The sequence below is a fragment of the Saccharolobus shibatae B12 genome (assembly GCF_019175345.1).
Taxonomy (GTDB): Archaea; Thermoproteota; Thermoprotei_A; order Sulfolobales; family Sulfolobaceae; genus Saccharolobus; species Saccharolobus shibatae.
The window spans coordinates 2310267-2329234 of sequence record NZ_CP077717.1 but is presented as its reverse complement, the minus strand read 5'-3'; the positions used below and the strand labels follow the sequence as shown (position 1 = coordinate 2329234).

Here is an 18968-nt window from a genome sequence, read left to right as displayed (position 1 = left end):
TAAAAACTTTTTGATTCTGCATTTATAAATCCCTCTTTTAAATAAGTATGTTCTTAATTAAGCCTAATTCTGGGAACTCCATTATACCTTCTCCCTCAATAATAACATAGGGTTTCGCTTTTTCTAATATTGCATGCTCTTTTATCAAATTACTCATATAGTTTGAATGTATTAATGATATATCATTGCCCGCTTGATATATTCCAATTGCAGGCAATACTATAATCTGGGAGTTTTCCCTTTCCTTTATGGGTATTGACAAGAAACATTGCAGTTTCCTAGAGAAACCTAACTTATCTCTTATTGACAATCTTGGATGCTCATGACCTATGATGTATGTTGTATTGTTTCTCGGCTCTATTACTTTATGTCCATGAGTTATTAGTATTTCTCCAAGGTCTAACTCATCAACTAATCTTACATTATCAAATTTTTCCGTAACTAAAGAAATATAGTTATCATGATTTCCTCTAACTATTATAACTTCTACTCCGTTATCCTTTAAATATTTCAAAATTTCATTTAATTCCTCTTTTTCTTGTCTAGTAAGTTTTTCAAAAGTGTGCTTGAAATCTCCGTTTACTATTAACTTCTTAGTATTAAAAACTGAGAATACTCTATTCGTTATACTAAGAAATCTTTTTTTCTGTATTCTAGGAATATATATACCTTTTCTAGACATCTCCTCTTCATAGCCTATGTGTACGTCGGACATCACTACACTATTAGCATGTTTTACGTAAAGTGCTGGTAGATCCTCAGCAATTAAGATACCTTTAGTGAGCTCTAGCATTTAGATAAGATAATATTAAACACCATTTTATACATTCTTTTTGTGAGCATCTTAAGTCTAGTGGGTCTTGGAATCTCTAAGAAATTCATAACCGAGAGTGCTATAGATACATTAAATAATTCTGATATCATAATTTTCGATAAATACACGTCTAGATCTTGCGATATAAACGTTGATGTATTAAGGAGATTAGTAAAGGGAGAGAAGACTTTCATTGAAGCGGACAGAAGTTTATTAGAAAACAACTCGAAGATTATCATGGACTATTTAGATAAGAATTATAACGTGAGCATAGCTAGCATCGGAGATGTATTAATAGCTACAACTCACGTTTCACTACTTATAGAGGCTAAACAGCGGGGGCATAATGTAAAAGTGATTCCAGGTATTTCGGTACATTGCTATCTTATATCGAAATCTCTCTTATCTTCCTATAAATTCGGTAAGTCGGTCACAGTAACATTTCCTTACAACGATTTCATAGATCCTACTCCTTATAATGTGATTAAGGATAACAGAGAAAGAGGTCTTCATACCATACTATATCTGGATTTGAAAAGCGAGAAAGCCATGACTGCTAATGAAGCACTACAGATCTTATTGCGACTTGAAGATAAACATAGAAAAAATGTTCTTTCAAAATCTGATATTGTAATAGTTGGTGCTAGATTAGGCTGTGATGATGAGAAAATTGTTGCTGTCACCGTAGAAGAGGCTTCCTCATATGACTTCGGCAATACACCACATATTATTATAATTCCTGGTAATCTTCATTATATGGAGGCTGATGCTATAAAATGGATGTTGACGAGTTAAGGAAAAGAATAGAAAAGTACATTAAAGGAATGGATGAACGATTAAAGAATATCGACAGTGCCAACAATAAGGTGGTAGAATTAGCTAGATTGTATACTGAGGATTCTAAATATTATTTAGAGAAAGGTGATTACGTAACTGCATTAGTCGATATTGTTTATGCTGAGGGTTTGTTGGATGCGAAGGAGATTTATGAGAATATTGATCCCAAATCTAATGTATCGAAAAAAGTATTTGTCGCGGGTACTTTTGACATATTGCATCCTGGACATATAGAATTCTTAAAGGAGGCATCGAAATATGGAAGAGTTTACGTGACTGTGGCTAGGGATTCCAATTCAGAGAGAATTAAAGGTAGAAAGCCTATTAATGATGAGCAAACTAGATTAGAAATTATTAAGAGTGTAAGATACGTTTTTGATGCAATATTAGGCGATCAAGAAGATTTTCTAAAAAGTGTGGAAAGAATAAATCCCGATATAATTTTCCTAGGTCCAGACCAGAAAGTCGATGAAACTAAGCTTCTTGAGGAATTAAAAAAACGAGGCTTAAGTCCTCAAATAATTAGATTAAACGAGAGAATAAGGAAATGGCCTCATTCAAGTACAACAGATATAATAAATGAAATTAAAAAGAGGTATTGTAATCTGGAACAACGTTAAACATAAACCTCTATTGTTACCTCATCTCCATCTTTTAAATTCAGTTTTTCCCTGAGATGAAATGGAGAAATTACCTCTATTACGCTCTTTGGATGTGTAGTTCTTAAGGGAATTACTACTGCAGCCGGTGTTAGTTTATTAATTGAGGCAGGATATAATCTAACTGCGCCTAATACTCTATCCTTTTGCTTATATTCGGGCACTATTAGAGAAGGTGATGAGTCTAAGAGTAATCTATTTTCTAGAGATAGTTTATCGTATATTACAATATTTAGCGTACCTGGATAAGGGTCAAATCCCATTATTTTGTTTATTTGGCTTTTATAGTAATCCATTGATAGAAATATTTTGCCTTCCCCAAGCCCAGATACGATATTTCCTTTTATCTCAAGACTATGAAGTGACAATATGGCATCTTTTAAGCTACTTAAACATGAACTCAAAAATCTTTCTCCCTCTTCTGTTAATCTTATTATCTCTCCTTCTTTAGATATTATTCTTACTATCAGTTTATCATCCTCTAATTCTTTTAATTTACGAGATATTGATTGCTGTGAGAAATTAAGCATCTTAGCTAACTCTGACTGCGTTACGTACGATTTGCCCTTTGAATAGGCTATAATTTTAGCTAATATACAAGCGTTTGACTCATCTTTTCAAGTTGATCCCTCTGTACAACCTTGTTCTGCTTCCTTATATTCTCCACTCATATCATCTTCCATATCAATAGTAGACCAATCCCATTTATCATTCCACGCATTTCCAATCTTAATTGGCTTATCCAATTTACTTAGGAGAACTATTCTACTGGGCACGTGCTCTGATAAAATTTTATATCCAGTGTATTGTGCTAAGGTCTTTGCGAATTCTCTTATCTCTTTATGTTTTGGCATCGCATCTCTACTTAATCTATAGGTTGATGGTCCAACGTGCATATAAGCTTTAATCTCTATATAGGTGGGCATTGCAATTTCCATTAACTTCGCAAATTCTCTAGCATCTTGCTCACTCATATTGTATCCCTTTATCATTGTAAATCTTATCACAGTTGGAGAACTAAAACTAGGTAAGATCTCTAAAGTCTTCATAACTAATTGCCAAGAATTAGCAACTACTGGTCTATTAATCATCTTGTGTTTTATCTCATTCGGAGCTTGTAGAGATACAAATAACTGAGTAGGCTCTTCTTCTAAGCTTGCTAATATATCTGGTCTTACACCACTTGTTACAAGAAAGGTTGTCATGCCTCTTTTATGATACTCCTTTATAAGATCACCAAGTTTCTCATAAAGTGTAGGTTCTCCAGTTAAACTTATTGCAACATGCGCGGGTCTCATCGCATCTTTTACCTTTTGGATGTTAACATCATTTCTTCCTAGATATCCAGAAACGGCCTTCTTATGTTCTTCTATACTCCTCTCTACAATATATTCTGGATCATCATATGCGGGCATTTTCGTATCGTCCCACTCTAGTCCAACATCCTCTGGTTCTAATCTCCAACAATGTACGCATCTAAACCAGCACCAGGCTGCAGTTGGAGTCATTTGTACGCATCTATGACTCTCAATTCCATAGAATTTGCCCTTATAGCAAGATCTATTAGCTACAAGAGCAGAATGAGTCCAATGACATTTCTTATATGCGCTGTGAGTGCCAATGATGTGGTACTTCTCTTTTTGTAACTCTTTAAATATCTCACTTACTGTATCGATCCTTAAATTACTTTGCATATTGTACATTCTACCGCATATAGGATTAAAAAATTATTAGATCTTAATTGGTGCTGTTAAATTGTACAATTTTGTAACATTTCTCTCTATATAGGATGAAATGTTAATTAAATAAATATCTGATAGATATTTTCCCATTAATTGTAATCCTATTGGTAAATCATTATAAAATCCCGCTGGCAACGATAATGCTGGTATTGCAGCTAAGTTAGCTATTACAGTATTTAGATCCATTGCATACATTCTCACAGGGTCATTGATTACCTCACCTATTTTAGGCGGTAATATAGGCATTGTAGGAGAGACTAAAATATCATATTTTTTGAATAATTCGTCTAGGCTTTTCTTAAGTAAATTTCTAACCTTTAATGCCTTGAGGTAAAATTCCTCATAATATCCAGCACTTAAGATAAAACTACCAAGGAGGATCCTCCTCTTTACCTCTATACCAAACGCTTCTCCTCTATTTTTAGCATAAACCTCACGCCAATTCCCTTCCATGTATTTGCTATATCCGTACCTAACTCCATCATATCTAGCTAAATTAGAGCTTGCTTCAGACATTGCTATTATGTAGTATGCTGGTAGTGCGTATTCTGCATTACCTAATTTAGTATCTTCAATTAGAGCTCCTTCACTAGATAGTTTATCTATAACATCTTTTATCACACCAGATACTGGTTTTTCTGACATTTCTAAAATATCACTAAGAACACCTATCCTAACGTTTTTCACGTTCTGTTCCTTAAACTCAAAATTTAGAGATAAGTCAATTGTAGTAGCGTCCTTATCGTCGGGTCCAGCAATTATTGAGAAAAGCAATCCTAAGTCTTCAGCATTTCTAGCCATAGGTCCTATTTGTTCTAAACTATTTGCATAAGCTACTAGACCAAATCTACTCACTGTGCCATAAGATGGCTTTAAACCAAAAGTTGCATTATATGCAGCTGGCGCTCTTATAGAACCTCCAGTATCGCTACCTAACGCCAATTCGACATAACCAGCTGCTAGAGCTGCTCCACTACCTCCAGATGAACCTCCAGGGGTTCTTTCTAAATTCCAAGGATTTCTAGTGGGACCAAAATAACTCGTCTCTGTAGTTGAACCCATAGCGAATTCGTCCATATTTGTTTTACCAACAATTACCGCTCCTTCCTTCTTTAATTTTTCTATAACTGTAGCATCATATGGAGGTATGTAATCTTCTAACATCTTTGATGCACAAGTAGTTCTAATTCCCTTGGTTGAGATGTTATCCTTGATGGCAATTAGTATTCCTGCTAATTTGCCCCCTTTGTTAATGTTTTCTTTTACTTCCCTTAATACCTCTTCCTTGCTTCTAATAGTTATAAACGCGTTGGTGTACTTATCGTATTTGCCTATTTTCTCATAAGTTCTCTCAACGTACTCTTCAGCCTCTAAATTCTTATTTTTTAAATCATTGACTAATTCCACTATCATAATCTTATTCACCGTAAGTTCTAGGTCCTACTATATATCCGTTTTCTTTTCTTTTCACGTTTTTGAGTGCATTTTCCCTATCTAATGGATCTCTTGGAGTATCTTTCCTTAGTCTCCCTTGAGGGAGAGGATGAAATAGTGGTTCTACATTACTTAAATCAAGCTCGTTTATCTTCTCAAAGAATTTTATGATATTTGCTATATTATTTTCCAACATTTTTTCTTCATTCTGACTTAATTGAATTAAAGATAAGTTTTCTAAATGTTTAATTAAATTCTCATTGACCTCTATTTTCATTGATAACACTTCAGAGAACTAGTTTATATTTTCATTCAGCAAAAAATCTGCCTAAATTAAATCTAATGGCCACGATACATTTTAAACTAGCTTTTTCCTAACATAATAGTTGTGAAAATAGAGGAATTGATCGCAAATTTACCTTGGATCGGATTGGAAGAAGCATTACAATACGGTTTCTCTGAAGCAGAAGCTTTAGGCAAGAACTTTATAGGTATCACTTTAGATAATGGAGATGGTCTAATTTTATATGTAAATCCATTTTTAAATGATGTATATAAAATACTTTTAATGAGCAAGTCTAGATATAATTTGCCTTCGATAGGAGTTTTCTCAAATTTTAATGGAGATAAATACTTTATTTATGATGTAGGGGATATTTCGGAACTTATAAATATTCTTGGTTCTAATTTAAAGGTTATATATGTTGAAGTGATTAAAAATGTCCTTGAGGACTTTCTATATCAAACAGTGGTTAGATGAAGATGATTTCAAGAGATTATTATTGTTCTCGAGATATTTAGGAAGAGATAGTAATGGATCTCAGTTCGTAATTGATTTGGAAAGAGCTAAAAGAAATGGAGTAAAACCAAGCGAGATAATGGAAATTTTAGAGGATTACGATGTGAAGCTTTCTCAAGAGGATTTTGCAAGATTGAAGGAAAAACTCATGGATTGTTCCTTTGAAATAGAGGCCGGTAAAATAATTATGAAACCATATACCTATCTTGCAGACGTTCTAGAGAAAATTAATGAGAGAAATGAGAATGGGGAGTACAAATTCAAAATCAAATATGATAAGCAAAATAGAAGATTCATAATACGTCCAATGGATTATTATAACCTATTGCAAAAATTGAGAGAAAATGGATTAGAGGTCAAGGAATTAAACCTTTCATTTAAAGAGTTTGAGTTTGAATTTAATGGGCAATTAAGGGAATATCAAATAGAGGCCATAGAAAATTGGATTAAGAATGGAAATAGGGGAGTCATAGCACTTCCGACAGGGGCTGGAAAGACAGTAGTTGGAATAAAAGGTATAGATGTAATCAAAAAGCCTACTCTCATTGTAACCTTTACCAAAGAGCAAATGCTACAATGGAAAGAAGCTATACTAAAGTTTACCTCAAAAAGACCTGACATTGGGTTTTATTACTCAGAGGAAAAGAGAATAAGACCAATAACCATAACTACTTATCATACGGCGTATAGGCATCTTCCACAACTATTTGATAAATTTTACCTACTAATAGTGGACGAAGTTCATCATTTACCTGCAGATAAGTTTAAAGCAATAGCAGAAGGCTTAATAGCTCCTTATAGGATGGGTCTTTCGGCGACTCCCCATAGAGAGGATAATAAACACAATGAGTTATTTAGCCTAATAGGTGGAATAGTATATTATAAGTCAGTTACCGAACTAGCCAAGTTAGGTTATCTAGCCTCCTATGAAATTATTCAGAAAAAAGTAAGACTAACCTTAGAAGAGAGAAAAAGGTACAATGAGTTATTAAACAAGTTTAAGGCATTATCTAAAGGCAGAAAGGTAAGTGAGTTAATTGAGTTAGTAAAGAAAGGTGATGAAAGTGCTATTGAAGCCATGAGGGTTTATAATGAAATGAGAAAAATAGTGAATTTTGCTTCAGAGAAAATGAGGGCATTAGACGAGATACTTAAATCCGAAAAAGGAAAGATTCTAATATTTACTCAGTACGTTGATCAAGCTGAAGAAATAGCTAGAAGGTATAACTGTTTACTATTAACCGGTAAGATGTCTAAAGAGGAGAGGAAGAGAGTTTTAGCAACCTTTAAAACTATGAGTGCAGGAATTCTTGTTTTGACTACTGTGGGGGATGAGGGAATCGATATTCCAGATGCTAATGTAGGAATTATTGTAACTGGAACAAGTTCTAGAAGGCAGTTTATTCAAAGATTAGGTAGGATTATGAGGCCCTATAATGGTAAGCAAGCAAAACTTTATGAGATAGTTGTAAGTGGTACTCCAGAGGAGTATCAGGCTAAAAAGAGAAAAGAAACTGATATTCTCACATTTGAGGGTATACCTTATCAATCCTCCGAAAACTTCGATAAGGATCAAGATAAACTTAGTCCTTTAGATCGATGAAGATGGATTTATGTAGTAAAATACAGAATATCCCAGTAATCTTACTAGAATATCTCTCTTATCTAAAAAACAGAGTCCAACGTTAACTTTTCCCTTATCTATGCTTATTATTGGTTGGTTATTTACTTTTAATAGAGGTATACCTTTAATAAGCTGGCTTGCGTAGCCTTTTATTTTACCTCCAATCATGTGTTTAAAAGTGAAAGCTGTAAGAAGGATAGGTTCTAAAATTTCTATCTCTCCTTCAATATAGTTTTCACATTTGAGAAAAGTCACGTTATGAAATATTTCTTGGTTTACTATTATACCTTCTACCCAGCTCAAATTTTTAATCTCGTTTGTGCACTCCTCGCTAATTAATGAAAGCGGGGGGAAAGTTACTATTTTTCCATTTACGTTTAGAGTAGCAGGATATACTAATATTATATCTCCCTCTTTTATTTCCTTTACCTCATTAGGTCTACATATTTTGCTGTCAACGTCTACGTAAGGCATATTAAGCAATATTAAGAGGTATACTATAAATAAAAAATATTAAGGATGTATGGACTTGTAAGGGCTGAATGGTTGATGAGTAACCAGGCTGATGAATATGAGATGGCTTAAAAAGAGGGAGGTAATAATATATTTTCTTCTTTTCAAGAAATTTAGATATGAGAAATTTAATATAGGTGACGCTTTTTCTGTTTTAGGACCTTATTTTTCTAAAAAAGTAACATATAATAGTATAAGCTATATGACTAAAATAGGCCTAATAACTAAACTAAGTAATGTTGAATATAGGCTTAATCCCTTTGACGACTTTGTTCTTTCCTTCTTGGCAAAACCTTATTTGGAAAGAAGAGTTACTCTTCGTCGTAGAATTCAATAGTTATCTTTACTTTTACCTCTTTCTTGCTTAATGGCGGTATTTTGTCTCCAAAATCTACTCCCACGCTTACTGGGTTTCCCATAGAGTCTGTAAATTTTACATCAGCAACATAGTGGAGTTCTTGCCTTTGATTCATCATGTTCATCAACTCAGAGTATATTCTAGAGAGCGCCATTTGTAATGCTAATGGGCTGGAGAAATCTTCTGGCTTCAATTGTATAGCTTTAAAATTGCCCATCATTTCTCCTATTTTTGCCTTTCCCTCAAATTCAACTTTAATTGTAGGCTGGCTCATTTATATCGCAAGAATATTTTATGTTAAGCTCCCTATTAAAAGTAGCGCATAATAAAAGAAAAGTCTAAAAAACTCAGACACTTACTTTTTCCTTATAGCAATTTCTATTGTTGAAACTCTTGATTGTCTTCCGTCTTGGCTTGTTACTACTTGACTTCCTACTCTAATTTCCTTAATCTCTATCTTGTCTGGTAAGAATCTGTTCCTTACTATTTCCACAGTATCTACGGCCTTACTAATAGCTCTTCCTCTAGCTTTGATTACAATTTCGCTAACTCCTTGATTTAGTAGAGTTAATGCAGCTAAGACATAGTTCATTACTGGTTTCTTTCCTATTAAGACTACATTACTTGGAGTTGGGGTTCCGCTGCTCATCTTTTCCACCTATTTGGTCTCAAATAGACATTCATATAAAGCTAAAAAAGTTAACCGAATAGAGTAACACTTCGATAACTCTTTTAAAAGATCTTACCATCATAAAGTTTTTTTCTAGCTATGATTAATGTAATGTATAAAAATTCCTGCCCTAACTGTGGTGGGGATATTTCTGCTGATAGGTTACTGAATGGTCTACCATGCGAGACTTGTTTACCGTATATTAATGGAATTGATGGTATAGATCATATTTCAAAGGTAAAAGCGCTATACAATATCCTACTCGATAACGATAAGATTAAAAATTACTGGAATTTATATTATAATATTACTACATTTGAAACTGTATTTAAATATTTTAAAGATAAAACTGGATATGAACCTTGGTCCCTCCAGAAATTATGGTTAAGAAGGCTTGTAAGTAATCAGAGCTTCACTATGTCAGCTCCTACTGGATTAGGAAAGACAACCACATTGATGACCTATTCCGTCTTTATCGGCCAAGACGTAGTATATATTGTTCCTACAAAGTCCTTAATGGAACAAGTTTGTAAAAGGCTAGAGAAATTGGGTGCTCAAGTATCTTGTGGAAAGGTTGATCAAAGGAAAGTAAGCGTAATAACAATAAGTTACCTTAATAAGAACGCGGACTCAATAACAAGTTATAAGCCAAACTTTGTAGCAATAGACGACGCAGATGCGGTAATCAAAAGTGGTAAAACTACTGATAGATTGGTTAGTCTATTGGGGATTCCAAATGATGTCTATGAAAGTGCAATTCAACTTATTAGATTAAGGAATAAATACTATTTCTCTAATGAATTTACGGAAGAAATTAAAGAGAAAATTAGGGAATTGGAACTTAAGATAGCTGAATTTAAGGATAAAATTTCCCAGCTAGTTATAGCTAGCGCGACAATACGACCTAAAGGTATTAAGCAAAAGGCCTTAAGGTTACTAACCGGTTTTGAACCCTCTTCTATTCAGTTGTACGCTAGGAATATCATTGATACTTACACGGACAATCTAGATCTTTCAATAATTAAGGAGTTGGGAAGTGGTGGGTTGATTCTAGTCTCGAAAGAATATGGAAGATCTAGATTAAATGAAATAAAGAAATATGTCGAAGATTTAGGTTTCAACGCTAAGCTAGCAATAAGTGGAAGAAAATTCCTTGATGATTTTTCTCAAGGTAAAGTAGATATTCTAGTGGGTTCTGCATCTTATTACGGTGTTGCTGTTAGAGGAATTGATGAGCCTAAAAGACTAAAATATGTAATATATTATGGAGTCCCAAAAATAAAGGCTAAGCTATTTGATGCCTTATCTAATCCATTTACTTTACTAAGAGTAGGCAAAATGATTGGAGTCAATTTCTCGGAGTTACAGAATAAGATTTTGGTACTGAGCCCTTCTGAGGCTCAGTTGTTAAAGTTCTCTATAATAAAAGGGGAGACTATAAACTATCAAAAACTAGAGCAATTAAGACAGGAATTACTGTATTATATTTCCTTAGTTAAAGATAAGTTAAAGGAGATAGGAGAGGAGACTTTAATTTCAGATAATTTCGTAATTGCTAAGCAGAATACGAATTATTACATAATTTACCCAGATATGATAACGTATTTACAAGGCTCTGGAAGGGCAAGTAGACTTTACAATGGGGGATTAACTCTTGGGTTTTCAATAATTCTGGTAGATGATAAACATATCTTTGAAATATTGAAAAAGAAAATGCAGAAATTGTTTCCTAACACTAACTTTACTTCATTATCTAATATAAATTTATCTGAAATAAAAACTAAACTGGAAGAATCTAGAAAAGAAGAGGGAAATAGAGTACATTTTAATATATCAACTGGTCTACTCATAGTAGAATCTCCAACAAAAGCAAAGACTATAGCTAAGATGTTTAGCAGACCTTCGGTTAGGGTGATAAATAAAGTACCAGTATACGAAACTATCATAGTAGATGGCAATCAAATATATGTGCTAGATGTAGTAGCCTCAAAAGGTCATATTGTAGATCTGACCTTAGAGGATATAGGATATTATGGGATAAAAATAGAGTATAGTGGGATTATAAAACCATATTATGACTTAATAAAGAAATGCCTAGATTGTAATAAGACATTTTCTATTGCTTCAGATAAATGCCCTTACTGTGGTTCTACAAACGTTCAAACAGCTCAGACTACGATTAATTTACTTAGAGAGCTGGCGTTGTCAGTGGATAAAGTGTTCATAGCGTCTGATCCCGACACTGAAGGTGAGAAAATAGCATATGATCTAGCTTCATTCTTGTCTCCATATAACTCCAATATTTACAGAATAACATACCATGAAATTACTAAGAAGGCAATATTGGAGGCATTAAGGAATCCCATGAAGATCAATACTAATCTAGTGATGAGTCAGATAGTTAGAAGGATAGAAGATAGGTGGATAGGTTTCACGCTAAGTAACTTACTAAAAACGAAGTTTAATGGGCATAATCATGGTGCAGGTAGAGTGCAAACCCCGGTTTTAGGTTGGATAGTGGATAAAACGATTAAGTACAAGAGTGCAATGGGTTATGTGGTTTATATCGACATTGCAGGGTACCCCATTAAAATGCATTTCAGTGAAAGAAAGAAAATGGAGGAATATATAAATAATTTACAAGTCGTTAAGATTGAAAAAATCTTTGAAGAAAAAATATTGCTATCCCCCTTGCCTCCTTTTACTACAGACACTTTACTTATTGAGGCTAATATGAAATATAAACTACCAGCTAATCTTGTAATGAAGATTGCTCAAGATTTATTTGAGGCTGGCCTAATAACATATCATAGAACTGATAGTACTCATATTTCCTCTGTAGGAATAGAAATAGCTAAGGAGTATCTTCAAAAGCAAGGGCTTATTAAAGATTTTGTTCCCAGATCGTGGGAATCATCAGAAGAAGGTGCTCATGAGGCAATAAGACCAACTAGAGCTATCGATGTTAATGAGCTAATTCAAGAAATAGAGGAAAATCCTTATAAGTATTCGATAAGGTTTAGCAAATTGCACTTCTTAATTTACGACTTGATCTTTAGGCGATTTATGGCAAGCCAGATGTCTCATGCAGTAGGTACTAAGAGCAGATATTTGATAAAGCTAAACAAGAATGACAATATCAATGCAGAATTATTAAGTAATGCTGAAGGTGGGTTTATTAAGGTGTATCCGGTTAAGGTGTACAATTTACCTTTGGGTGAGGTTAAACCTAAAGTTAACACTGGTAAAGGATCAAGTGAACAATTGCTAAGTTACTCGGACGTAATATCATTAATGAAATCAAAGGGGATTGGGAGGCCTAGTACATATGCGAAAACTATAGAGAACCTAGTGAGGCATGGGTATATAGTTAGTAGTAAAAGAAAGTCATATCTAATAGCAACAAACCGTGGTATCTCAGCGTACCAATTTCTAAGTTCCAAATTCTACGATCTGGTATCTGAAGGTACAACAGCGAAATTAATGAGCAAACTGGATGATATTGCACTAAGTAAGTTAAGCGCATCTACAGTGTTATTAGAAATATTTAGTGAGATATCTACCTTAGTAAACCCTCTTAAGTCTGAGCAAAATGTATGATATACGCCTTCTATCTCTAACCTCGCTTCCAGTCTGTACATTTACCAATTGTATGCCATCTCCTAATCTGTCCTTTAATGAATTGTAAACGTCTACTGCTTTAGAAATTTCTCTTCCTATTCCTTTTAATATTACTTCGTCTATTCCTTGATTAAATAGGACAATTACATCTAAAACATGATCTTCTACATTTTTTGTTTTTCTAACTACTATCTCATTTAATTTTTCTGTCATCTTCTCTCACGAGTCATAAGTGGATATGCAAAAATAAATCTAATGTTCAGTAACACGGGCCCTTATCATCAATCAAATTGAAGGGCATCATCACTAATAAGATAGTTATTTTTAAGAGTATTTTAAGCTTTGCAAGTAGGCGACAGCATTTAGCAATAAGTATACTATAGAATCTTTACCTACATGGTAATATTTTTGTAGAAATTGATAGGAAGTATCTATAGCTTCCCTAACCTTAACCTCCTCTATATTATTGAATGGAATCTTCCTCAATATCTCTTCTGGGTTATTAATTAAATCAAATGGTTTAAACAATATTTCAACTTGATTATCCCCTGACTTAAGGTTAACTGCAAATATCTCATTATTATTTAAAGGTGAGAACGAGGAATAATATTCTTCAGATTTAACGATATCAATGAAATCTTCGTACAAGCACCATCTGGTTTCCCTACTATCTACATCTACGAATGATGTTACTTTATATTTATTGTTATTTCTTCTAAGTTGTTTCAACTTATTTTCAAGACTTTTAGCTGAGATCCCTAAGATCTCTGACAGCTCATTAACCGTATACGCACCACCTTTTAGTGCTTGATATATAGTTAGATTTAGATCAGAAAGCCAAGGTCTAATCTGAGCATGAGCGAATACTGCTTCTCTCAACAATCCTGCGTTTTCAGTATATATCATTTTTATTTTGCCTTCCCTAACTTTTCTGATAAATTCTAGAGTTTTCTTTATGCTAAAGTATCTTTTTATTGTCTGTCTTAGCGCTTCTTTTATTAAGAATTTATCTTCTTTTGTGTTGATTTTTGATATTTTACCAAAGCTTGGTTGGATCTCCTTAAGTGTAGCTATATAAAGAGGAGATCTCAATATAGATCTTAATACGATTTTTACGATTTTCCTCTCATCCATATTTATGATGTCTTTGAATAAATCTACTGGAGTCCCCTTTATTGAGAAACCATATATTGAACTTCTACTAGAAGCGTTTAACGTATATTTTTTAGTTACTAGATAAAGTAATATATGAGATAAAGTATTTGAAATTCTCTCGTCAATCAGTACAGTGTAAAGCCATTCATCCTCCTTATTTTCCACTAGTACTATATCTCCAGAGGGTATTTTCAGTCCTAACTTTCTATACTCTTCAAATATCTTAATTATACTTTCCTTCGAATTTTTATCCATAATCTCATTCATTGTAAGATAATATTCGTTGAAATTTTCTATAATTTTTCTAATGTAATCTACTATTAATGAAGATTTAGATGTATTTTCTCCTTTCCATATCGGTATCTCACCTTCACCTTCATTAGCTGGAGTAACATCTATCGTATTCTTATGGGTATTTATACGCAATACTTTCCAGAACTTTCCACTTATTCTTATTACATCATTTGCTCTCACATGTTTATATACGTAAACTGCGTCTATCTCACCTACGGTTATACCATTATGTTTTAAGGCAAATGTTTCGTCGTTGTTAATTAGTGAAAAGAATTCTGAGAAGTCTTTTCCCCAGCTACTTCTAGCATCCCTATTAAATCTCCATATCTTAAAGAATCCTTGTCCTAGTTTCAAGTAGCTCTCCTCAATCTTTATTATATTATTTTTTACTAGATACTGTATTAAATCCATCAATCTTGATAATTCCAGCTTCCTATAAATATAAGTTCCTCGAATAATATTAAAAGCCTCTTCTATGCTCATTTTTTGATTTTGTAATACCATGCCAACTATTTCTCTTGCAACAACATCTAATCCATCATCTATGAAAGGTTTTTCCATTTTACCATCTTTTGCTGAAAGGTATAATGCTAAGGACTCTAATACGTCGAAATCGTAGAAGCAGATTATTTCTCCCTTAGGAACTCCATGGACTATGTGTCCACTTCTGCCTAGTCTCTGGAGAAACGAGGATACTGAAGTCGGTGGTCTAAGCATTATTACTTTCTTTATATCTCCCACGTGAATTCCCAGTTCTAGTGTTTTAGTGCATACTACTGCCTTCGCATTGCCATTTCTTAATTCTCCTTCAGCTAAGTTCTTAAGGTCTCTAGAAACTGACGAATGATGCACGTAGATTTCTTTATTTCCTAATTTTTCTAATTCTTCGTGAAGTCTTTCCGTGGAAAACCTAGAATTTGTAAAGACTAGTGTAGGCTTTTCTATTAGTTGGTTTATTTTTTCTGCTGCATTTCTCCACAAAGTGAAATTATTATTGTCAATCTTATTTATTTTTATTTCAAAATTCCTCGTATCATTTAATCTTATTATCTTCATCTTTCTTTCGGAAGATCCGAAGAGAAATTGCGCTACTTTGTTCTCATCACTCACTGTAGCTGATAAGCCAATTCGTTGAAAGTCGTAGCCAATGAAGTGTTTTAATCTTTCAAGTAGTATTGATAGCTGAGTTCCTCGCTTGGAGTTTATTAACTCATGAATCTCGTCGACTATGACCCATTTAACGTTTTTGTAATGCTCCCTAAACCTACTAGCCCAGTCTAGATCTATTTCTAATCCTTCTGGTGTAGTAACAATTATGTGAGGTATTCTCTTTAATCGTAAGTTCTTTTCCTTTTGAGGAACTTCTCCATGTTTCCTGTTTACTAAAAAACCTAGTCTAGAGGCCCACCAGTCTATTCTATAAAGAAGATCATTGATTAGTGCTTTCAATGGTGTAATATAAATTACAGTAACAGGTTTAACATCTTCTTTTAACATTCTATTTAATATCGGAAACATTGCTGCTTCAGTCTTTCCATAACCAGTAGGTGCAATGATGAGAGTGTTGTATCCATTAGTAATTGGTTCATAGGACATCTCTTGTACTCTAGTTAGCTTAATCCATTTTTTTTCCTCTATTAGCTTTCTTAATCGCTGGTCAAGATGATCTAGCATTAATTATCACGCCAAATTTACTGAATAGCACCATTTACCGTTATTTTTAAAAATATAAAATCAACGTTCAATCTATGTCTCATAAATACACTTGTAATGTATGTGGAAGATCTTTTCCGGAAGGTCAAGGAATAATAATTGAAATTAGTGGTGATAAACTATACTTTCACAGCAAAAGTTGTGCCTACAAGTTCCTTAAAGAGATGGTTATGGAGGCTGATACGGATTGCATTAATTCTTCATTAAAGAAAGTGAGAAAGAAATATGATGAGATATTAGAGCAAGTGAGCAAAAAAGCTGAAAAGAAAATTTAAGGTTATTGAAATAAATACTCCATTAATAGGTGTAGTTTTATTTAGGCAAAGTAATATCTGTATTTGATTGAAAAATGCAGATTAACATTACTAGAGTTAATTCATATGAATGGCGTATCGATAAAGGTACCCAAGAGTGTATGAAAGTTCCCGTTACCATATTTGCAGATGACGTTTTGATTGAGAAAATGAAACAAGATATGACATTAAGACAAGCTACTAACGTGGCTTGTTTACCTGGTGTTCAAGAATCAATTTATGTTTTACCAGATGGCCATCAAGGTTACGGTTTTCCTATAGGTGGCATAGCAGCTACTGCAATTGATGAAGGAGGAGTTGTAAGTCCTGGAGGCATAGGATATGATATAAATTGTGGTGTTAGATTACTCAGAACCAATTTAGATTACAAAGACGTAAAGCCAAAATTAGCCCAGTTAGTTGAGGAGCTCCATAGAAACGTACCTAGTGGTGTAGGAAGCGAGGGTAAAGTGAAACTTACCTCTCAACAATTGGATCAAGTATTAGGAGAAGGAGTAGCGTGGGCAGTCGATAAGGGCTTTGGATGGAAAGAAGATATGAATCATATGGAACAACATGGTAGTTGGGAGTTGGCAGACCCTTCGAAAGTAAGTCCAATAGCTAAACAACGAGGGGCTTCTCAATTAGGAACTTTAGGAGCTGGTAATCACTTCTTAGAAATTCAAGTTGTTGATAAGATATTCGATTCTCAAATTGCTAAAGCAATAGGAGTGGATCACGAAGGTCAAGTAATGGTTATGGTTCATACGGGGTCAAGAGGCCTAGGCCATCAAGTAGCTAGTGATTATTTGCAAATTATGGAAAGAGCCATGAAGAAGTACAACATTCAATTGCCAGATAGGGAACTAGCTGCAGTTCCTTTTGAGAGTAGAGAAGGTCAAGATTACTTTCACGCAATGGCATCTGGAGCTAATTTCGCGTGGACGAATAGGCAATTAATTACTCATTGGACAAGAGAGAGCTTTGGCAGAGTGTTCGGTGTTGACCCAGAGAAATTAGATCTTAATATAGTTTATGATGTAGCGCATAATATAGCCAAAATTGAGGAGTATGTAATTGAGGGAAAAAGGAAGAAAGTATTGGTACATAGGAAAGGTGCTACTAGAGCCTTCCCACCTGGCAGTCCAGAAATCCCTGCTGATCATAGAAATATTGGTCAGATCGTCTTAATACCAGGTAGTATGGGTACTGCTAGCTACGTTATGGCTGGAATACCAGAAGGTAGAAGGACATGGTTTACTGCGCCTCATGGTGCTGGTAGGTGGATGTCTAGAGAAGCTGCGGTGAGAAATTACCCCGCTAATGTAGTAGTTGAAACTTTAGCTGAAAAAGGTATAGTGGTAAGGGCTGCTACCAGGAGGGTAGTGGCTGAAGAGGCACCTGGAGCTTATAAAGATGTTGATAGAGTAGCTAAAGTTGCTCATGAAGTTAAAATCGCTAAATTGGTTATGCGATTAAGACCTATAGGGGTTACCAAAGGATGATAAATAGAGAGGATTTGTTAAAAAATCCAGTTGAAGATATAGCATTAAGCGATCTAGAGAAATATAGTGATATAGTTAATGTATTTGATAAGATATACGGTTTTAGCAGCGAAGGTATAGTAAGAGGTTCTAAAATACTTAAGGAAATGATAAAAGACGCTGATTTAAGGTTTCTATCGTTTACTGCAAATCTAGTTTCTACGGGATTAAGAGGTTTATTTGCAGATCTTGTGAAAAGGGGATATTTTAACATAATAGTGACTACTGGAGGCACGATAGATCACGATTTGGCTAGAAGCTTTGGCGGGGTTTATTACAAAGGTTCCTTTGATATTGATGATACGATGCTAAAAGATTTGGAAATTCACAGATTAGGAAATGTTCTAGTTCCCTTTGAATCCTATGGCAAAGTGATAGAGGAGATTGTAAGGAAATTCTTGCCTGAAATAGCTAAGGATAAAAAGGAAATACCACCGTATGAGTTACTATGGGAGTTTGGAAAGAGGATAAGTGATTCTAATTCGATTCTAAGAGCAGCTTACGAGAAGAAGGTTCCAGTAATAGTTCCAGGAATAGTAGATGGTAGTTTTGGAACAAACCTATTTATACAATCTCAATTTCTAAACTTTAAGATTAATCTATTTGAGGATATGCGACTAATTAAAGATCTGGTCTTTTCTTGCAAAAAGAGTGGTGCATTAATAATAGGAGGTGGTATAAGCAAGCACCATACGATATGGTGGAATCAGTTTAAAGACGGTTTAGATTACGCTGTATATGTTACTACTGCTCAAGAATATGACGGTAGTTTAAGTGGAGCCAAACCAAGAGAGGCAATATCTTGGAACAAGATTAGACCAAACGCAAAACACGCAACCATATATGGAGATGCGACAATAATAGTTCCTATTTTGGCCGCGTCTTTATTAAGCTAAAT

19 protein-coding genes are annotated in these 18968 nt (G+C 34.1%); 9 read left to right on the top strand and 10 right to left on the bottom strand.

All coding sequences use genetic code 11. The features are described from left to right. Positions 1 to 37: 37 nt before the first annotated feature. Entirely contained in the window at positions 38 to 793 is a 756-nt protein-coding gene (locus J5U23_RS12185) for a metallophosphoesterase (protein WP_012711281.1), read from the bottom strand. Positions 794 to 835: 42 nt separating this feature from the next. On the opposite strand from J5U23_RS12185, the gene dph5 reads away from it, so the two are divergent. Both dph5 and J5U23_RS12175 read left to right on the top strand, forming a co-directional pair. Beyond that, positions 836 to 1609, top strand: a complete 774-nt coding sequence (gene dph5, locus J5U23_RS12180; protein ID WP_218258455.1) for a diphthine synthase — start codon at positions 836 to 838, stop codon at positions 1607 to 1609. Further along, positions 1591 to 2271 (top strand): DUF357 domain-containing protein, encoded by a 681-nt coding sequence (locus J5U23_RS12175; RefSeq protein ID WP_218258454.1) that lies wholly within the window; start codon positions 1591 to 1593, stop codon positions 2269 to 2271. Before dph5 ends, J5U23_RS12175 begins: the two co-directional genes overlap by 19 nt. On the opposite strand, the gene J5U23_RS12170 is transcribed toward J5U23_RS12175, so the two are convergent. The 4 genes from J5U23_RS12170 to gatC are packed head-to-tail and all read right to left on the bottom strand — an operon-like array spanning position 2268 to position 5763. Further along, complete coding sequence (locus J5U23_RS12170; protein ID WP_261310155.1) at positions 2268 to 2891, bottom strand: CTP-dependent riboflavin kinase; 624 nt, start codon at positions 2889 to 2891, stop codon at positions 2268 to 2270. The two genes, J5U23_RS12175 and J5U23_RS12170, sit on opposite strands and share 4 nt — an antisense overlap. Before the next feature lie 36 nt (positions 2892 to 2927). Next, the gene (gene twy1 / locus J5U23_RS12165) at positions 2928 to 4013 is read right to left on the bottom strand and encodes a 4-demethylwyosine synthase TYW1 (protein WP_218266318.1); all 1086 of its coding nucleotides are present in this window, start codon (positions 4011 to 4013) and stop codon (positions 2928 to 2930) included. Positions 4014 to 4040: 27 nt separating this feature from the next. After that, positions 4041 to 5465: an Asp-tRNA(Asn)/Glu-tRNA(Gln) amidotransferase subunit GatA gene (gene gatA, locus J5U23_RS12160; protein ID WP_218266317.1), complete on the bottom strand. Its 1425-nt coding sequence runs from the start codon at positions 5463 to 5465 to the stop codon at positions 4041 to 4043. A gap of 4 nt (positions 5466 to 5469) precedes the next feature. Next, on the bottom strand, positions 5470 to 5763 hold the full coding sequence (gene gatC, locus J5U23_RS12155; protein ID WP_218266316.1) for an Asp-tRNA(Asn) amidotransferase subunit GatC: 294 nt from the start codon (positions 5761 to 5763) through the stop codon (positions 5470 to 5472). 111 nt (positions 5764 to 5874) lie between these two features. Between gatC and J5U23_RS12150 the strand changes: the two genes are divergently transcribed. Both J5U23_RS12150 and J5U23_RS12145 read left to right on the top strand, forming a co-directional pair. After that, entirely contained in the window at positions 5875 to 6246 is a 372-nt protein-coding gene (locus J5U23_RS12150; protein ID WP_218266315.1) for a hypothetical protein, read from the top strand. Then, the gene (locus J5U23_RS12145) at positions 6206 to 7888 is read left to right on the top strand and encodes a DEAD/DEAH box helicase (protein WP_218266314.1); all 1683 of its coding nucleotides are present in this window, start codon (positions 6206 to 6208) and stop codon (positions 7886 to 7888) included. The genes J5U23_RS12150 and J5U23_RS12145 overlap by 41 nt, the downstream gene beginning before the upstream one ends. Here J5U23_RS12145 and J5U23_RS12140 read toward each other — a convergent pair. Beyond that, positions 7877 to 8383, bottom strand: a complete 507-nt coding sequence (locus J5U23_RS12140; RefSeq protein ID WP_218266313.1) for a hypothetical protein — start codon at positions 8381 to 8383, stop codon at positions 7877 to 7879. The genes J5U23_RS12145 and J5U23_RS12140 overlap by 12 nt on opposite strands. Positions 8384 to 8474: 91 nt before the next feature. Here J5U23_RS12140 and J5U23_RS12135 point away from each other — a divergent pair, with 91 nt between their 5' ends. After that, positions 8475 to 8759: a hypothetical protein gene (locus J5U23_RS12135; RefSeq protein ID WP_218260836.1), complete on the top strand. Its 285-nt coding sequence runs from the start codon at positions 8475 to 8477 to the stop codon at positions 8757 to 8759. Here the strand turns inward: J5U23_RS12135 and J5U23_RS12130 are convergent. After that, positions 8734 to 9054 carry a hypothetical protein gene (locus J5U23_RS12130; protein WP_218258446.1) on the bottom strand — a complete coding sequence of 107 codons (321 nt, stop codon included), beginning with the start codon at positions 9052 to 9054 and terminating at the stop codon, positions 8734 to 8736. The two genes, J5U23_RS12135 and J5U23_RS12130, sit on opposite strands and share 26 nt — an antisense overlap. 81 nt (positions 9055 to 9135) lie before the next feature. Continuing rightward, positions 9136 to 9429, bottom strand: coding sequence for a chromatin protein Alba1 (alba1, locus tag J5U23_RS12125; protein ID WP_009992406.1), 294 nt, complete (start codon positions 9427 to 9429; stop codon positions 9136 to 9138). 120 nt (positions 9430 to 9549) lie between these two features. Between alba1 and rgy the strand changes: the two genes are divergently transcribed. Further along, positions 9550 to 13050, top strand: a complete 3501-nt coding sequence (gene rgy / locus J5U23_RS12120) for a reverse gyrase (RefSeq protein WP_218266312.1) — start codon at positions 9550 to 9552, stop codon at positions 13048 to 13050. Here the strand turns inward: rgy and alba2 are convergent. Both alba2 and J5U23_RS12110 read right to left on the bottom strand, forming a co-directional pair. Next, positions 13015 to 13284: a chromatin protein Alba2 gene (gene alba2 / locus J5U23_RS12115; protein WP_012711268.1), complete on the bottom strand. Its 270-nt coding sequence runs from the start codon at positions 13282 to 13284 to the stop codon at positions 13015 to 13017. The genes rgy and alba2 overlap by 36 nt on opposite strands. A gap of 111 nt (positions 13285 to 13395) precedes the next feature. After that, a complete protein-coding gene (locus J5U23_RS12110; RefSeq protein WP_218266311.1) occupies positions 13396 to 16194 on the bottom strand; it encodes a DEAD/DEAH box helicase in 2799 nt (932 codons plus the stop codon). A 74-nt stretch (positions 16195 to 16268) separates the two neighbouring features. Between J5U23_RS12110 and J5U23_RS12105 the strand changes: the two genes are divergently transcribed. The 3 genes from J5U23_RS12105 (at position 16269) to J5U23_RS12095 (ending at position 18966) form a co-directional block, all read left to right on the top strand. After that, positions 16269 to 16508, top strand: a complete 240-nt coding sequence (locus J5U23_RS12105) for a hypothetical protein (RefSeq protein WP_218258443.1) — start codon at positions 16269 to 16271, stop codon at positions 16506 to 16508. Between the two features lie 74 nt (positions 16509 to 16582). Then, positions 16583 to 18031, top strand: coding sequence for an RtcB family protein (locus J5U23_RS12100; protein ID WP_218258442.1), 1449 nt, complete (start codon positions 16583 to 16585; stop codon positions 18029 to 18031). Then, complete coding sequence (locus tag J5U23_RS12095) at positions 18028 to 18966, top strand: deoxyhypusine synthase (RefSeq protein ID WP_218260832.1); 939 nt, start codon at positions 18028 to 18030, stop codon at positions 18964 to 18966. The genes J5U23_RS12100 and J5U23_RS12095 overlap by 4 nt, the downstream gene beginning before the upstream one ends. Positions 18967 to 18968: the final 2 nt, after the last annotated feature.

Excerpts from the sequence above, each read along its gene's own strand:
- J5U23_RS12185 (WP_012711281.1), bottom strand. The coding sequence starts at position 793 with ATGCTAGAGCTCACTAAAGGTATCTTAATTGCTGAGGATCTACCAGCA.
- J5U23_RS12175 (WP_218258454.1), top strand. The coding sequence starts at position 1,591 with ATGGATGTTGACGAGTTAAGGAAAAGAATAGAAAAGTACATTAAAGGA.
- twy1 (WP_218266318.1), bottom strand. The coding sequence starts at position 4,013 with ATGTACAATATGCAAAGTAATTTAAGGATCGATACAGTAAGTGAGATA.
- gatA (WP_218266317.1), bottom strand. The coding sequence starts at position 5,465 with ATGATAGTGGAATTAGTCAATGATTTAAAAAATAAGAATTTAGAGGCT.
- gatC (WP_218266316.1), bottom strand. The coding sequence starts at position 5,763 with ATGAAAATAGAGGTCAATGAGAATTTAATTAAACATTTAGAAAACTTA.
- J5U23_RS12145 (WP_218266314.1), top strand. The coding sequence starts at position 6,206 with ATGTCCTTGAGGACTTTCTATATCAAACAGTGGTTAGATGAAGATGAT.
- J5U23_RS12140 (WP_218266313.1), bottom strand. The coding sequence starts at position 8,383 with ATGCCTTACGTAGACGTTGACAGCAAAATATGTAGACCTAATGAGGTA.
- J5U23_RS12135 (WP_218260836.1), top strand. The coding sequence starts at position 8,475 with ATGAATATGAGATGGCTTAAAAAGAGGGAGGTAATAATATATTTTCTT.
- J5U23_RS12130 (WP_218258446.1), bottom strand. The coding sequence starts at position 9,054 with ATGAGCCAGCCTACAATTAAAGTTGAATTTGAGGGAAAGGCAAAAATA.
- alba1 (WP_009992406.1), bottom strand. The coding sequence starts at position 9,429 with ATGAGCAGCGGAACCCCAACTCCAAGTAATGTAGTCTTAATAGGAAAG.
- rgy (WP_218266312.1), top strand. The coding sequence starts at position 9,550 with ATGATTAATGTAATGTATAAAAATTCCTGCCCTAACTGTGGTGGGGAT.
- alba2 (WP_012711268.1), bottom strand. The coding sequence starts at position 13,284 with ATGACAGAAAAATTAAATGAGATAGTAGTTAGAAAAACAAAAAATGTA.
- J5U23_RS12110 (WP_218266311.1), bottom strand. The coding sequence starts at position 16,194 with ATGCTAGATCATCTTGACCAGCGATTAAGAAAGCTAATAGAGGAAAAA.
- J5U23_RS12105 (WP_218258443.1), top strand. The coding sequence starts at position 16,269 with ATGTCTCATAAATACACTTGTAATGTATGTGGAAGATCTTTTCCGGAA.
- J5U23_RS12100 (WP_218258442.1), top strand. The coding sequence starts at position 16,583 with ATGCAGATTAACATTACTAGAGTTAATTCATATGAATGGCGTATCGAT.
- J5U23_RS12095 (WP_218260832.1), top strand. The coding sequence starts at position 18,028 with ATGATAAATAGAGAGGATTTGTTAAAAAATCCAGTTGAAGATATAGCA.